General features: G+C 49.1%; 12 protein-coding genes and 1 tRNA gene. All 13 read right to left on the reverse strand.

What is annotated here, in order from left to right; all coding sequences use genetic code 11:
* Window positions 1-43 precede the first annotated feature (43 nt).
* Window positions 44-2,164, reverse strand: coding sequence for an elongation factor G (gene fusA, locus A596_RS04790; protein ID WP_039913023.1), 2,121 nt, complete (start codon window positions 2,162-2,164; stop codon window positions 44-46).
* Between the two features lie 90 nt (window positions 2,165-2,254).
* Window positions 2,255-2,725 (reverse strand): 30S ribosomal protein S7, encoded by a 471-nt coding sequence (gene rpsG / locus A596_RS04795; protein WP_039913025.1) that lies wholly within the window; start codon window positions 2,723-2,725, stop codon window positions 2,255-2,257.
* 135 nt (window positions 2,726-2,860) lie between these two features.
* The gene (gene rpsL / locus A596_RS04800; RefSeq protein WP_039913035.1) at window positions 2,861-3,232 is read right to left on the reverse strand and encodes a 30S ribosomal protein S12; all 372 of its coding nucleotides are present in this window, start codon (window positions 3,230-3,232) and stop codon (window positions 2,861-2,863) included.
* A 270-nt stretch (window positions 3,233-3,502) separates the two neighbouring features.
* Window positions 3,503-7,726 carry a DNA-directed RNA polymerase subunit beta' gene (rpoC, locus tag A596_RS04805; protein ID WP_039913026.1) on the reverse strand — a complete coding sequence of 1,408 codons (4,224 nt, stop codon included), beginning with the start codon at window positions 7,724-7,726 and terminating at the stop codon, window positions 3,503-3,505.
* 106 nt (window positions 7,727-7,832) lie between these two features.
* Window positions 7,833-11,918, reverse strand: coding sequence for a DNA-directed RNA polymerase subunit beta (rpoB, locus tag A596_RS04810; protein WP_039913027.1), 4,086 nt, complete (start codon window positions 11,916-11,918; stop codon window positions 7,833-7,835).
* A gap of 279 nt (window positions 11,919-12,197) precedes the next feature.
* The gene (rplL, locus tag A596_RS04815; RefSeq protein ID WP_039913028.1) at window positions 12,198-12,566 is read right to left on the reverse strand and encodes a 50S ribosomal protein L7/L12; all 369 of its coding nucleotides are present in this window, start codon (window positions 12,564-12,566) and stop codon (window positions 12,198-12,200) included.
* 66 nt (window positions 12,567-12,632) lie between these two features.
* Entirely contained in the window at window positions 12,633-13,127 is a 495-nt protein-coding gene (gene rplJ / locus A596_RS04820) for a 50S ribosomal protein L10 (RefSeq protein WP_039913036.1), read from the reverse strand.
* Window positions 13,128-13,369: 242 nt separating this feature from the next.
* Window positions 13,370-14,065, reverse strand: coding sequence for a 50S ribosomal protein L1 (rplA, locus tag A596_RS04825; protein WP_039913029.1), 696 nt, complete (start codon window positions 14,063-14,065; stop codon window positions 13,370-13,372).
* 1 nt (window position 14,066) lies between these two features.
* Window positions 14,067-14,498, reverse strand: coding sequence for a 50S ribosomal protein L11 (gene rplK / locus A596_RS04830; RefSeq protein WP_039913031.1), 432 nt, complete (start codon window positions 14,496-14,498; stop codon window positions 14,067-14,069).
* 145 nt (window positions 14,499-14,643) lie between these two features.
* Window positions 14,644-15,177 carry a transcription termination/antitermination protein NusG gene (gene nusG, locus A596_RS04835; RefSeq protein ID WP_039913033.1) on the reverse strand — a complete coding sequence of 178 codons (534 nt, stop codon included), beginning with the start codon at window positions 15,175-15,177 and terminating at the stop codon, window positions 14,644-14,646.
* A gap of 5 nt (window positions 15,178-15,182) precedes the next feature.
* Complete coding sequence (gene secE / locus A596_RS04840) at window positions 15,183-15,551, reverse strand: preprotein translocase subunit SecE (protein WP_039913034.1); 369 nt, start codon at window positions 15,549-15,551, stop codon at window positions 15,183-15,185.
* 25 nt (window positions 15,552-15,576) lie between these two features.
* A tRNA-Trp gene (locus A596_RS04845) sits at window positions 15,577-15,652 on the reverse strand.
* 54 nt (window positions 15,653-15,706) lie between these two features.
* The coding region (locus A596_RS23850; RefSeq protein ID WP_084127974.1) for an EF-Tu C-terminal domain-related protein at window positions 15,707-15,784 on the reverse strand (78 nt) is incomplete at its 5' end.

The following is a 15,784-nucleotide window of genomic DNA, read 5'->3' on the forward strand; positions in this document are numbered from 1 at the left end:
TTTAGCCACTTTTCTATTCCTCCAACAAGATGAAATATCAAAACTATTCTTCGTACTTCTGCATTCTGCCCTTCGCCATTACTTCATCAGCAACATTGCGCGAGGCCTCTTGGTACTTCAAGAACTCCATAGTGTAGGTTGCACGACCCTGAGTTGCAGAACGCAATGAGGTTGCATAACCAAACATCTCCCCCAGGGGAACTTCAGCATTTACGATTTTACCGCTCACACTTTCATCCATACCCAGGATCATGCCGCGACGACGGTTCAAGTCACCCACCACGTCACCCATGTTTTCTTCCGGCGTCACCACTTCGACCTTCATAATCGGCTCGAGCAATACAGCACCGCCATATTGAGCCAACTTTTTTGTCGCCATCGAAGCAGCAATTTTAAATGCCATTTCTGACGAATCAACGTCATGGTAAGAGCCATCAAACACAACAGCCTTCAAGCCCAGCAATGGATAGCCAGCAAGAACGCCATTTTGCATTTGCTCAGCAATCCCCTTTTGAATAGCCGGAACAAATTCTTTAGGGACCACACCACCAACAATTTCGTTTACAAACTCCAAGCCTTCAGCAGTTTCATCTGCGCCAGGAGAGAAGCGAATCCAGCAATGACCATATTGACCGCGACCACCCGATTGACGGACAAACTTGCCCTCAATTTCACAGGTATTGCGGATAGCTTCGCGATAAGCCACTTGAGGCTTACCAATGTTAGCCTCAACACTAAATTCGCGGCGCATACGGTCAACGATGATATCCAGATGCAACTCACCCATGCCACCAATAATGGTTTGCCCGGTTTCTTCATCTGTACGAACACGGAAAGAGGGATCCTCTTGCGCCAATTTGCTTAGTGCAACACCCATCTTTTCCTGGTCAGCTTTGGTTTTTGGCTCCACCGCAACATGAATAACCGGCTCCGGGAAATCCATACGTTCGAGAACAATAATATTGTTCTGATCGCACAGGGTATCCCCGGTTGTTGCGTCTTTCAGGCCAATGACCGCCGCAATATCACCCGCCAGAACCTCTTTAATTTCGGAGCGCTGGTTAGCATGCATTTGCACCATGCGACCAATACGTTCCCGTTTCTGTTTAACCGAGTTATATACCGCGTCGCCGGAGCTCAACATTCCGGAATACACACGGATAAATGTCAAACTACCCACAAACGGATCGGTAGCGATCTTGAAGGCCAGCGCCGAAAAAGGATCACTGTCATTTGCATGGCGCTCAGCAACAGTCTCGCCATCTTCCAGCACACCTTCGATTGCCTTAACTTCGGTTGGTGACGGCAAGTACTCAATAACAGCATCCAGCATTGCCTGGACACCTTTATTTTTGAATGCAGAGCCACCGATAACCGGAACTATCTCACCCGCCAATGTGCGCGCACGAATACCCGTTTTAACTTCAGCCTCGGTAAGCTCGTCGCCACCCAGGTACTTTTCCATCAACTCTTCACTGGACTCCGCTGCCGATTCGACAATGAACTCGCGCATTTTTTTGCACTGCTCAACCAAATCAGCCGGGACATCCCCGTAGGTAAATGTCATACCCTGGTCAGCTTCATTCCAGATGATGGCGCGCATCTTAATCAGATCCACCACACCCTTGAATTGCTCTTCCGAACCAATAGTCATTTGCAACGGGACAGGATTGGCTCCCAGGCGAGTTTTAAGTTGCTCAACTACACGCAGATAATTAGCACCTGTACGGTCCATCTTATTAACAAATACCAAGCGTGGAACTTCGTATTTATTTGCCTGGCGCCATACAGTTTCGGTTTGCGGTTGAACCCCGGAGGAACCACAAAGCACTACGACCGCACCATCAAGCACACGCAATGAACGCTCTACTTCAATCGTGAAATCTACGTGCCCGGGAGTATCAATAACGTTGATGCGATGCTCGTCAAACTGAGCTCCCATTCCTTTCCAGAAGGTCGTAACAGCTGCGGAAGTGATAGTGATACCCCGCTCCTGCTCCTGCACCATCCAGTCAGTAGTTGCAGCGCCGTCATGCACCTCACCAATCTTGTGCGACAGGCCGGTGTAAAACAGTACGCGCTCTGTCGTAGTGGTTTTACCAGCATCAACATGCGCACAGATACCGATATTGCGGTAGCGTGATATTGGAGTTTTACGTGCCATGGCGGTGTTTCCGAATCACCAGTTCTTCAAAAAGGTAAAGGCAGCAACGCTGCCTTTATTCTTGCCCAGATAACGTGAAGCGACTTCCGCTTAGAAGCGGAAATGCGAGAACGCTTTGTTCGCTTCAGCCATACGGTGAACGTCTTCACGCTTCTTAACCGCGGCACCTTTACCTTGAGCAGCATCCATCAACTCACCAGCCAAACGTGCTGGCATGGATTTCTCACCGCGCTTGCGTGAGTAATCCACCAACCAACGCATTGCCAGCGCAGTACGGCGTGACGCACGAACCTCAACTGGAACCTGATAGGTTGCACCACCCACACGGCGGGATTTAACCTCAACCAGTGGAGCGATGTTTTCGAGAGCCTCGGAGAATACTTCCAGAGGATCGCGATTCAATTTGGTTTTTACGATATCCATTGCGCCATAAATAATGCGCTCTGCTACCGATTTCTTACCACTGATCATCACGTGGTTCATGAACTTTGCCAGAGTCACGTTACCGAATTTTGGATCCGGCAGCGTGTCGCGTTTGGCGACGACTCGTCTTCTTGGCATTTTAATAGCCTCTCTTCAGGGATTTTCCAAGACAACCCTATAAACCCTATTGTTTATAACTTGCTTGGCCTTACTCGGTAGTAAACCGAAAACTTTAACAACCTAAATCAAGCGGCGGATAACATCCGCCAACTATTACTTAGGACGTTTCGCACCGTATTTGGAGCGACCTTGTTTACGCTTGGCAACACCGGAAGTATCCAGTGAACCGCGTACAGTGTGGTAACGCACACCTGGCAAGTCTTTAACACGACCGCCACGAATCAGCACCACGCTGTGCTCTTGCAGGTTATGGCCTTCACCGCCAATATACGAGGTCACTTCAAAGCCATTGGTCAAACGTACACGGCATACTTTACGCAGCGCCGAGTTTGGCTTTTTAGGGGTGGTCGTATACACGCGAGTGCAAACACCGCGTCTTTGCGGGTTACCTTGCAGAGCTGGAACGTCACTCTTGTCTACGATGGGTTTTCTTGGCTTACGAATCAATTGATTGATCGTTGGCATGAAAACAAACTCCATAGATATATGCCTTCATCACGAAGGCAGGTTTAAGAAAGCGGCTTATCGAAAAATAGACCTGCTTCCCACTTGGGTAAAAGTGGGTGGCGCATTGTAAAGATGCTCCCCCCCACCGTCAAGGCAAACCCCGCTTATTTAATAGGCATAAAGCAATTTGCCAAATGCTGATAAAAAAGCAAGGCTGGGGTCGCCAGCCTTGCCCGGGATTTGCGCTGGAAATCTTGCGATTTCCAAACCTCAGCAAATTATCCAGTATTAGTTAATGCTGGATTTCAGTGCCTCAGTTAATGCTGCTTCAACATCTTCTGCACTCACGCCAACGTCCTGGTTTGCCGCTTCTTCACGACGACGCTTGCGGTCCGAGTGATATGCCAGACCGGTACCGGCTGGAATCAAACGACCTACCACAACGTTTTCTTTCAGGCCGCGCAGGGTATCTTTCTTGCCAGTTACTGCCGCTTCGGTCAGAACGCGGGTGGTTTCCTGGAAGGATGCTGCCGAAATAAACGATTCGGTTGCCAAAGAGGCCTTGGTAATACCCAGCAGTTGACGCTCATAGTTAGCCGGCTGACGGGCTTCCGCGCGCAGTTTTTCGTTTTCTTCCAACACCTGGTTATATTCAACTTGCTCGCCTTTAACGAAGGTAGAGTCACCCATAGTGGTAATTTCTACTTTGCGCAGCATTTGACGAACGATAGTTTCAATGTGCTTATCGTTAATCTTCACACCTTGCAGACGATATACGTCCTGGATTTCGTTGGTGATATAACGAGCCAACGCTTCAACACCTTGCAAACGCAAAATATCATGCGGGTTCGCTGGACCGTCAGACACAACCTCACCCTTCGCAACCATTTCCCCTTCAAACACAGTCAGCTGACGATGTTTCGGGATCAGTACTTCGTAATGGGTTGAGCCATCATCCAATACCTGGCCATCAGTTGGAGTAATGATCAAACGGCGCTTGCCTTTGGTTTCTTTACCGAAGCTCACAGTACCGGAAATTTCCGCCAGGATTGACGGCTCTTTCGGACGACGGGCCTCAAACAAGTCAGCAACGCGTGGCAGACCACCGGTGATATCACGGGTCTTGGAACCTTCTTGCGGGATACGCGCAATAATGTCACCAACGTTGATAGTGTCGCTGTTGTTAATGCTCAGAATCGCTTTGGCTGGCAGCATGTAGTGCGCTGGTACGTTGGTGTTCGCCAGGAACAGCTCTTTACCTTTCGCATCTACCAGTGTCACCGCAGGACGTAAATCTTTACCTGCTGATGGACGCTCTGCCGGATCCAGGATCTCGATAGAACTCAAACCAGTCAGCTCGTCGGTTTGGCGACGGATAGAAAGACCGTCTTCCATACCGGAGAATGCCACGGTACCTGCCACTTCCGATACGATCGGGTGGGTATGCGGGTCCCACTTGGCAATAATCTGGCCGCCTTTTACTGCTTCGCCGTCTTTAACAGTGATCAATGCACCGTAAGGAATCTTGTAACGCTCACGCTCACGACCACTGCCATCGGCAATTGCCAATTCGCCTGAACGGGATACCGCAACCAGATTGCCCGCCGGGTTGCTTACAACCTTAACGTTCAACAGGCGCACGGTACCTTCTTGCTTAACTTGTACGCTGTCTGCAGCAGACGCTCGCGATGCCGCACCACCGATGTGGAAGGTACGCATGGTCAGCTGGGTACCCGGTTCACCGATTGACTGGGCCGCGATAACACCAACTGCTTCACCCACGTTAACGCGATGACCACGCGCCAGGTCACGGCCGTAACACATGGAGCAAATACCGCTGCGCGCTTCGCAAGTAATTGGCGAACGCACCAATACTTCGTCGATACCCATGGCTTCAACGCGCTCAACCCAGGCTTCATCGATCATGGTGCCCGCAGGAACCAGGATTTCATCGGTGCCCGGACGAATCACATCACGCGCAATAATACGACCGAGGATACGATCACCCAGGGATTCGATAACGTCGCCGCCTTCGATTACCGGTGACATGGTCAAACCTTCGTCGGTGCCGCAATCGATAGCGGTTACTACCAGGTCCTGCGCAACGTCGACCAGACGGCGAGTCAAGTAACCGGAGTTCGCGGTCTTCAATGCGGTATCCGCCAAACCTTTACGCGCACCGTGCGTCGAAATGAAGTACTGGAGTACGTTCAAGCCTTCGCGGAAGTTCGCTTTAATTGGAGTCTCGATGATCGAGCCATCCGGACGCGCCATCAAACCACGCATACCAGCCAACTGACGGATCTGGGCGGGCGAACCACGCGCACCTGAATCAGCGTACATAAATACGGAGTTAAATGACGGTTGCAATTCTTCAACGCCATCGCGATTGATAACGGCTTCTTTGGAAATACCTTCCATCATCGATTTGGCAACCAAATCGTTAGCACGCGACCAGATATCGATAACCTTGTTGTATTTCTCGCCCTGGGTCACCAGACCTGAGGCATATTGGGTTTCAATTTCTTTTACTTCAGCATCGGCGCGACCAATGATCTCCGCTTTTGCAGCCGGGATAGTAAAGTCGTTAACACCAATGGACGAACCGGATTTGGTTGAGAAGTCGTAGCCCATGTACATCAAACGGTCAGCAAAAATAACTGTCGCCTTCAAACCAACCACGCGGTAGCAGTAGTTGATCACGGCAGAAATTGCTTTCTTGACCATTGGACGGTTGATCATTTCCAGTGGAATACCGGCAGGAACAATTTCCCACAACAGCACACGACCAACAGTGGTTTGCACCAGTTTTACTTCACTGGTTTTTTCGCCTTCGGCACCAATCAACGTTTCAGTCAAACGCACTTTAATACGCGCTTGCAGATCAACTTGTTTGGAATAATAAGCACGGGATACTTCAGCGGTATCCGCAAACACCATGTTTTCGCCTTTGGCATTTACACGGTCGCGAGTCATCCAGTACAAGCCCAATACCACGTCCTGTGAAGGAACGATGATTGGTTCACCTGACGCTGGCGACAGGATGTTATTGGTAGACATCATCAATGCGCGCGCTTCGAGCTGGGCTTCCAGGGTCAAAGGAACGTGAACTGCCATTTGGTCACCGTCAAAGTCCGCGTTATACGCAGAACACACCAACGGGTGCAACTGGATCGCTTTACCTTCAATCAATACCGGCTCAAACGCCTGGATACCGAGACGGTGCAGGGTTGGTGCACGGTTCAGCAGTACCGGATGCTCGCGAATTACTTCGTCGAGGATATCCCATACCACCGCCTCTTCACGCTCTACCATTTTCTTGGCGGCTTTGATGGTGGTTGCCAGACCACGCAATTCGAGCTTGCTGAAAATAAACGGCTTGAACAGTTCCAATGCCATTTTCTTCGGCAGACCACACTGGTGCAGACGCAGGGTTGGACCTACCACAATCACCGAACGGCCAGAATAGTCAACGCGTTTACCGAGCAGGTTCTGACGGAAACGACCTTGCTTACCTTTGATCATATCTGCCAAAGATTTCAGCGGACGCTTGTTGGAACCGGTGATTGCACGACCACGGCGACCGTTATCCAGCAACGCATCGACTGCTTCTTGCAGCATACGTTTTTCGTTGCGCACGATAATGTCGGGCGCATTCAAATCCAGCAGGCGCTTCAAACGGTTGTTACGGTTGATCACGCGGCGGTACAAATCGTTCAGGTCGGAAGTCGCAAAACGACCGCCATCCAACGGAACCAATGGACGCAAATCCGGCGGCAATACCGGCAGCACTTCCATTACCATCCACTCCGGCTTGTTGCCCGAGAAGAAGAATGCTTCCAGCAGCTTCAAACGCTTGGAGTATTTCTTGATTTTGGTTTCGCTGGTGGTATTCGGGATTTCCTCACGCAGGCGCTGGATTTCTGATTCCAGGTCGATAGCACGCATTAATGTCTGAATAGCTTCAGCACCCATTTGCGCTTCGAACTCATCACCGAACTCTTCCATTGCTTCGAAGTATTGCTCGTCGGTGAGCAATTGGCCGCGCTCCAACGTGGTCATACCAGGTTCGGTCACTACGTAGGATTCAAAATAGAGTACGCGCTCGATATCACGCAGGGTCATATCCAGCAGCAAACCGATACGGCTCGGCAGCGATTTCAGGAACCAGATATGCGCAACCGGGCTTGCCAGTTCGATGTGGCCCATACGCTCACGGCGCACTTTAGCCAGGGTCACTTCCACGCCGCATTTTTCACAGATAATGCCGCGATGCTTCATACGCTTGTACTTGCCGCACAAGCATTCGTAATCTTTTACCGGGCCAAAGATCTTGGCACAGAACAGACCTTCGCGCTCGGGCTTGAAGGTACGGTAGTTAATAGTCTCTGGCTTTTTCACTTCGCCAAACGACCAGGAACGAATCATTTCAGGTGATGCCAAGCTAATACGAATAGAGTCGAACTCTTCGACTTGTCCCTGGGACTTGAGCAAATTCAGTAAGTCTTTCAAGGCGCTTTCTCCTGTGGGCTCCGGGGAGCTTTCATTAAACTTCTAGGCGAATTCTTTGGTGTTTCCGGGTCAATGCCAGCTCCGGGGAGCTGGCCAGTGCCGAGCATTAATCTTCTTGCTCAAGCTCGATATTGATACCCAGAGAGCGGATTTCCTTAACCAATACGTTGAAGGACTCGGGCATACCCGGCTCCATACGGTGGTCGCCATCAACGATGTTTTTATACATCTTGGTACGACCGGCAACGTCATCCGACTTAACAGTCAGCATTTCCTGCAAGGTGTAGGCTGCACCGTATGCTTCCAGTGCCCACACTTCCATCTCACCGAAACGCTGACCACCAAACTGCGCTTTACCACCCAATGGTTGCTGGGTAACCAGACTGTACGAACCGGTTGAACGGGCGTGCATTTTGTCGTCGACCAAGTGGTTCAACTTCAACATGTACATATAGCCAACGGTCACTGGACGAGTGAACTGGTCACCGGTACGGCCATCATAAAGAATGGTCTGACCTGAATCGGACAAGCCGGCCAAACGCAACAGGGATTTGATTTCATGCTCTTTCGCACCATCAAACACCGGCGTTGCCATTGGTACACCGTCAATCAGGTTTTTGGCCAGATCCAGGATCTCTTTGTCAGAGAATGACGCCAGATCTTCTTTGGCAGCAACATCACCAGTCTTGTTGTAAATGTCTTCCAGGAAGGCGCGAACATCAGCAATCGCTTTTTGCTCTTGCACCAGCTTGTTGATCTTCACACCCAAACCTTTCGCGGCCATACCCAGGTGCATTTCCAACACCTGGCCCACGTTCATACGTGAAGGTACACCGAGCGGGTTGAGTACGATATCAACGGTCTCGCCATTTTCGTCGTAAGGCATATCTTCGATCGGCATAATGACCGAGATAACCCCTTTGTTACCGTGACGGCCCGCCATCTTGTCACCAGGCTGGATACGACGCTTGATCGCCAAATAAACTTTAACGATTTTAAGAACGCCGGGAGCCAGGTCATCGCCAGTGGACAATTTGCGTTTCTTATCTTCAAAACGCTCATCCAGAATCTTGCGACGCTCAGCCAATTGCTCTTCGGCGCGATCAATCTGCTCATTCAGCGCTTCTTCACTCATACGAAGCTTGAACCATTGGTCTTTTTCCAGGCCATCCAGGATTTCGTGCGTCATGGCTTCGCCTTTCTTCACGTTTTTGCCCGATGCAACAACCTGACCTACCAATGCAGAACGCAAACGCTCGAAGGTTGCGGTTTCAACGATACGGTATTCTTCGTTGAGATCCTTACGCACTTCATCCAATTGTGCTTTTTCAATTTCCAGGCTGCGTTGGTCTTTTTCCAGGCCATCGCGCGTAAATACCTGAACGTCGATAACAGTACCTTTGGTGCTTGAAGGCACGCGCAGGGAAGTATCCTTAACGTCAGAGGCTTTTTCACCGAAGATTGCGCGCAGCAGTTTCTCTTCCGGCGTCAATTGGGTTTCGCCTTTTGGCGTTACCTTGCCTACCAGGATATCGCCACCAACCACTTCCGCACCGATATAAACAATACCGGACTCATCCAGTTTGCTCAGGGCGCTTTCACCAACGTTGGGAATATCCGCTGTGATTTCTTCGCTGCCCAACTTGGTATCGCGTGCGATACAGGTTAATTCCTGGATGTGGATAGTCGTGAAGCGGTCTTCCTGTACAACGCGTTCGGAAACCAGAATCGAGTCTTCGAAGTTGTAACCATTCCACGGCATAAACGCGATACGCATGTTTTGGCCAAGCGCCAACTCACCCATATCGACGGATGGACCGTCAGCCAGGATGTCACCACGGGAAACCACATCGCCCATGCTTACGATTGGACGCTGGTTAATACAGGTGTTCTGGTTAGAACGGGTGTACTTGATCAGGTTGTAAATATCCACACCGGCATCGCCAGCTTGCACTTCCGCGCTGTGGACTTTTACTACGATACGACCGGCATCAACGCTATCGATCACACCACCGCGTTTGGCGACAACGCACACACCGGAGTCAGCCGCAACATTGCGCTCCATGCCGGTACCAACCAGCGGCTTTTGCGAGCGCAGAGTTGGAACAGCCTGACGTTGCATGTTTGATCCCATCAATGCACGGTTCGCATCGTCGTGCTCAAGGAATGGAATCAACGATGCTGCAACAGATACAACCTGGCGTGCAGATACGTCCATATACTGGACTTCAGCTGCAGGCTTCAGGGCAAATTCGTTCAAGTGACGAACAGACACCAACTCTTCAGTCAGGTTACCTTGTTCATCGAGCGTTGCAGATGCCTGTGCAATAACGTATTCAGATTCGTTAATCGCCGACAGGAAATCAATTTCGCTGGTTACCTTGCCGTTGATCACTTTGCGATACGGGCTCTCGAGGAAGCCGTAATTGTTGGTGCGCGCATAGGTTGCCAGGGAGTTGATCAAACCAATGTTTGGACCTTCCGGCGTTTCAATGGGGCATACACGACCGTAGTGAGTTGGGTGTACGTCACGCACTTCGAAGCCCGCGCGCTCACGCGTCAAACCACCTGGGCCGAGCGCAGAAACACGGCGCTTGTGGGTGATTTCGGAAAGCGGGTTGTTTTGGTCCATAAACTGAGACAACTGTGAAGAACCGAAGAATTCTTTCACCGCTGCAGCAACCGGTTTGGCATTAATCAAATCTTGCGGCATCAAGCCTTCGCTTTCCGCCATGGATAAACGTTCTTTCACTGCACGCTCAACACGCACCAAACCAACACGGAATTGGTTTTCTGCCATTTCACCTACAGAGCGAACACGACGGTTACCCAGGTGATCGATATCATCCACAACGCCTTTACCGTTACGGATCGAAATCAGGGTCTTCATCACATCAACGATATCGTCGTTAGACAAAGTACCTTCGCCAGTTTCAGCTTCACGGCCAAGGCGACGGTTGAACTTCATACGACCTACCGCAGACAAGTCGTAACGCTCTTGTGAGAAGAACAAATTCTGGAACAGCGCTTCAGCAGATTCTTTGGTTGGCGGTTCACCAGGACGCATCATGCGATAAATTTCTACCAATGCTTCCAGTGCAGTGCGAGTTGGGTCAACGCGCAATGTTTCAGAAATAAACGGACCACAATCCAGTTCGTTGGTGTAGAGCGTCTCTACTTTCTCAACGCCGGCAGCAGCAATTTTATTCAATACATCAGCAGTAATTTCAGTATTGCACTCAAACAATTGTTCGCCGGTGCGAGTATCAACAATATCTTTCGCCAACGAACGGCCCAACAGATATTCAGACGGAACATCCATTTGGTCAACGCCAGCTTTTTCGAGTTGGCGAATATGGCGAGCGGTAATACGACGACCTTCTTCAACAATGATGTTGCCTTTATCGTCTTTAATATCAAATGTAGCTACATCACCGCGCAAACGCGATGGAACCACTTCATAACTGAACTGGCCATCTTTACCTAACGTAAAGCTACTGGTCTCGAAGAACATGCCCAGCATTTCTTGCGAGCTGAATCCCAGTGCACGCAACAAAATGGTTGCTGGCAATTTGCGACGACGGTCAATACGTACGTACAACAAATCTTTTGGATCAAATTCGAAATCCAGCCATGAACCACGGTAAGGAATGATACGCGCGGAATAAAGCAGCTTGCCGGATGAATGGGTTTTACCCTTGTCGTGATCGAAGAACACGCCAGGAGAACGGTGCAACTGGGAAACAATTACACGCTCGGTACCATTGATTACAAAAGTACCGTTGTCAGTCATGAGCGGAATTTCGCCCATGTAAACTTCTTGTTCTTTAATGTCTTTGATCGCTTTGTTAGACGATTCACGATCATAAATAATCAAGCGCACTTTAACGCGCAGGGGAACAGCGTAGGTTGCGCCACGCAAAATACATTCGTTTACATCAAATGCCGCTTTACCGAGGTTGTAGCTCACGTATTCGAGAGCAGCATTACCTGAGTAGCTGACAATTGGAAAAACGGAACGGAAAGCAGCGTGCAAACCCATATCATCACGCTTGTTGGGTGCAGTATCTGCCTGGGTAAACTTTCTGTAGGAATCTAACTGAATCGCCAAGAGGTAAGGTACATCCATTACATGAGGCAGTTTGCCAAAATCCTTGCGGATACGTTTTTTCTCAGTATATGAGTAAGCCATCTGTATTCCCCAGCTTGTTCGCGGATCGGGCTTGATCGCAGCCATGAAAACGCCAATGCGTTTCTTTGTATAAAACTACTAACTCGACAATTTGTTGCGCGATTATTCGTAATAAATGTTTACGATAATCTCCAGATAGCGTTCGATATAATCGCTGCTTCTCTGACTTTCTAACTCGACTTGCTCAGTTGCTATTCTGAAAACAGAAAAAGGCTGGCGGGCAAAAACCCACCAGCCTTGTGTCCAAACTGAAAATGGACCTTGTACACCAACGTAAAATTACTTCACTTCTACGATAGCGCCAGCTTCTTCCAATTTTGCTTTTGCAGCTTCTGCATCAGCTTTAGAAACAGCTTCTTTAACAGCTTTTGGTGCAGCTTCAACCAGGTCTTTAGCTTCTTTCAAGCCCAGGCCAGTCAGCTCACGAACCGCTTTAATTACGTTAACTTTCTTGTCACCAACAGATGACAGGATTACGTTGAACTCGGTTTGCTCTTCAACTGCAGCTGCAGCTGGGCCAGCAGCAACAGCAACCGCTGCAGCAGCGCTAACACCGAATTTTTCTTCCATTGCAGATACCAGCTCAACAACTTCTTTTACTGACAATTCTGCGATGGCATTGATGATATCTTCTTTAGTCAGAGACATGTCTCAATTCCTATATTGGGAGCCTGAACGGCTCAATTAATCTAAATAAAGCTGTAATCGAAACGATTAGGCAGCTTGTTGTTCTTTTTGCTCGGCGACGGCCGCAATAGTGCGAACCAGTTTGCCAGCAGCTGCTTCTTTCATTGTACGTAGCAAGCGAGCGATAGCTTCGTCGTACGTTGGCAGGGTTGCCAGTGTAGCGATGCTTACTTTCTCACCTTCAAAAGCGGCAGCTTTCAATTCAAACTTGTCGTTCTCACGCGCGAAATCTTGCAGAATACGGGCGCCCGCACCTGGATGTTCGTTCGAGAAAGCAATCAAGGTTGGACCTACGAAAGTGTCAACGAGACATTCGTAAGCTGTGCCTTGTACAGCGCGACGGGCCAATGTGTTACGGACGACTTGAATCCAAACGCCTGCTTCACGGGCCTGCTTGCGCAGAGCGGTCATTTTACCTACGGTTACGCCACGGGAATCCGCAACCACCGCAGACAACGCACTCTTAGCAGCTTCATGGACTTCAGCGACAATCGCCTTCTTACCATCAAGTCCTAGTGCCACGGGATTTCTCCTGTTGGGATAGGCATTGCCTATCGTTGTCTTCATCTTCGCTGCTTGATAATTGGATTTAACAAACAGTGAAGCCATCATTTGGTGATGTCATTCAGTTTTATAAAAATACTGAAAAGGGTCTCACCATCTGCGTAGGCAATTACATTAAGTCGCGGAAAAATCGTTGACACCTACGGTCTTTGATAGCCCGCTCTCAGCGAGCGGACCCCAAAGTTCTTTTGCATCAGCAATTAAATTGCAAGCGATGCCTGATCAATAACCAAACCTGGCCCCATAGTGGTGCTCAGGGAAATCTTCTTCAGGTAAATACCTTTTGAAGTGGCTGGTTTGGCTTTTTTCAAATCATTAACTAATGCTTCCAGGTTTTCTTTGATAGCAACAGCATCAAAAGAAATTTTACCCAGACCACCATGAACGATACCGCCTTTTTCTGCACGGAAACGAACCTGACCTGCTTTGGCATTTTTAACAGCAGTAACTACATCTGGAGTTACAGTGCCGGTTTTCGGGTTTGGCATAAGGCCACGAGGACCAAGCACTTGACCCAATTGACCCACTACGCGCATTGCATCAGGGCTGGCGATTACCACATCAAAGTCGTTCTTGCCCGCTTTGATTTCAGCAGCCAATTCATCCATACCAACAAATTCTGCGCCAGCAGCTTTTGCGGCTTCAGCATTTGCGCCTTGGGTGAATACAGCAACACGAACTGATTTACCGTTGCCGTGTGGCAGAGTGGTAGCACCACGAACTGACTGATCAGATTTACGTGGATCAATACCAAGACTGATAGCAACATCTACAGTTTCAGCAAACTTTACATTGGAAAGTTCTTTCAACAGCGCAACAGCGTCATCAATAGCGTACTGTTTGGTTGAATCAACTTTCTCATTAATAGCGCGTTGACGTTTAGTAATTTTAGCCATCTTATAAACCCTCCACTTCCAAACCCATTGAACGCGCAGAGCCAGCAATGGTACGCACTGCGGCATCCAGATCAGCAGCAGTCAAATCAGCTTGTTTGGTATTCGCAATTACTTCGAGCTGAGCACGGGTCACTTTTCCAACCTTGTTGGTATTTGGGCGACCAGAACCGCTGGTAATGCCTGCCGCTTTCTTCAGCAAGAAAGAAGCGGGTGGGGTTTTCATTACGAATGTAAAGCTGCGGTCACTGTATACACTGATAATTACAGGCACAGGAGCACCAACTTCCATACCCTGGGTTTGGGCATTGAACGCTTTACAGAATTCCATGATGTTTACACCATGCTGACCCAACGCTGGACCAACTGGTGGACTTGGGTTTGCTTTGCCAGCTGCAACTTGCAGCTTAACGTAAGCGGTTACTTTCTTTGCCATGACATTACTCCCCTATGGGTATTAGCGCCTCAGCCAGACCTTTGGCAAGATCAGACGTCTCCGGCTCCCCGCCCTGGCGATCACCAAGGACACGAAAACCCCTCTTTGCCAAAACAAAGAAGGGCATTGAAAACCTTTTAGCTTTTTAGGTCTTTTCGACCTGGCTAAACTCAAGCTCCACCGGAGTTGAGCGACCAAAAATAAGAACAGCGACGCGCAGTTTATTTTTGTCGTAATTTACTTCTTCAACAACACCATTAAAGTCATTAAATGGGCCATCGATAACACGAACCATTTCACCTGGCTCGAAAATGGTTTTGGGTTTCGGCTTTTCAATCGAGTCGTCAACACGACGCAAAATTGCTTCAGCTTCTTTCTCTGTAATAGGCGCAGGCTGATCAGCCTTGCCACCAATAAAACCCATCACACGAGGAGTATCTTTTACCAAGTGCCAGGTATCATCATTCAATTCCATTTGAACCAGCACATATCCAGGGAAAAACTTTCGTTCGCTTTTACGCTTCTGCCCGCCGCGCATCTCTACAACCTCTTCGGTTGGAACGAGAATCTCACCAAAGCTCTCTTCCATTCCGTAAAGTGCAACACGATCACGTAAAGATGCGGCTACTTTTTTCTCGTAACCAGAATAGGCGTGAACCACATACCAGCGCTTAGCCATAATTCTTATCCTATGATGCTGGAAGCAATGAAACCAAAAAAAGTATCCAACAACCACAAAATAATTGAAGCGACTATCACCACAGCAAGCACAATTAAGGTTGTTTGATTGGTTTCCTGGCGTGTAGGCCAAACCACTTTGCGCAGCTCAACCAAGGCGCCGCGCACAACATCAGCGATTGCATTGCCTTTTGCAGTTTGCAATGCAACAAACACTGCAATACCGGCAAGCACAATCAAGCCTAATGCGCGATAGAGAATGGATTCAGCGGAAAAATGAGAGTTTCCAACAATGCCGGCAGCAACCACAGCAACTACCAGAAGCCATTTTAAAGCATCCAGCCGGTAAACTTTTTCTTCAGTATTTGCAGTCATTATCGATTGAAACCTTCATGAAATTTGGCAGGCCAGGAGGGACTCGAACCCCCAACACCCGGTTTTGGAGACCGGTGCTCTACCAATTGAACTACTGGCCTAACATAAATGAAGCAGAGTTGTGCGATAGCAAACGCTACCGCACAAAACATCTATTACTGAATGATTTTGGCTACAACACCAGCACCAACAGTACGACCACCTTCACGAATAGCGAAGCGCAAACCTTCTTC

Source organism: Cellvibrio mixtus subsp. mixtus J3-8 (genome assembly GCF_000766945.1).
In the GTDB taxonomy this organism is placed as follows: Bacteria; Pseudomonadota; Gammaproteobacteria; order Pseudomonadales; family Cellvibrionaceae; genus Cellvibrio; species Cellvibrio mixtus_A.

Bases quoted from the DNA above. Each gene is read 5' to 3' on its own strand.
- fusA (WP_039913023.1), bottom strand. From the start codon at position 2,164: ATGGCACGTAAAACTCCAATATCACGCTACCGCAATATCGGTATCTGT.
- rplA (WP_039913029.1), bottom strand. From the start codon at position 14,065: ATGGCTAAAATTACTAAACGTCAACGCGCTATTAATGAGAAAGTTGAT.
- rpoB (WP_039913027.1), bottom strand. From the start codon at position 11,918: ATGGCTTACTCATATACTGAGAAAAAACGTATCCGCAAGGATTTTGGC.
- rplK (WP_039913031.1), bottom strand. From the start codon at position 14,498: ATGGCAAAGAAAGTAACCGCTTACGTTAAGCTGCAAGTTGCAGCTGGC.
- secE (WP_039913034.1), bottom strand. From the start codon at position 15,551: ATGACTGCAAATACTGAAGAAAAAGTTTACCGGCTGGATGCTTTAAAA.
- rpsL (WP_039913035.1), bottom strand. From the start codon at position 3,232: ATGCCAACGATCAATCAATTGATTCGTAAGCCAAGAAAACCCATCGTA.
- rpsG (WP_039913025.1), bottom strand. From the start codon at position 2,725: ATGCCAAGAAGACGAGTCGTCGCCAAACGCGACACGCTGCCGGATCCA.
- rplL (WP_039913028.1), bottom strand. From the start codon at position 12,566: ATGTCTCTGACTAAAGAAGATATCATCAATGCCATCGCAGAATTGTCA.
- nusG (WP_039913033.1), bottom strand. From the start codon at position 15,177: ATGGCTAAGCGCTGGTATGTGGTTCACGCCTATTCTGGTTACGAGAAA.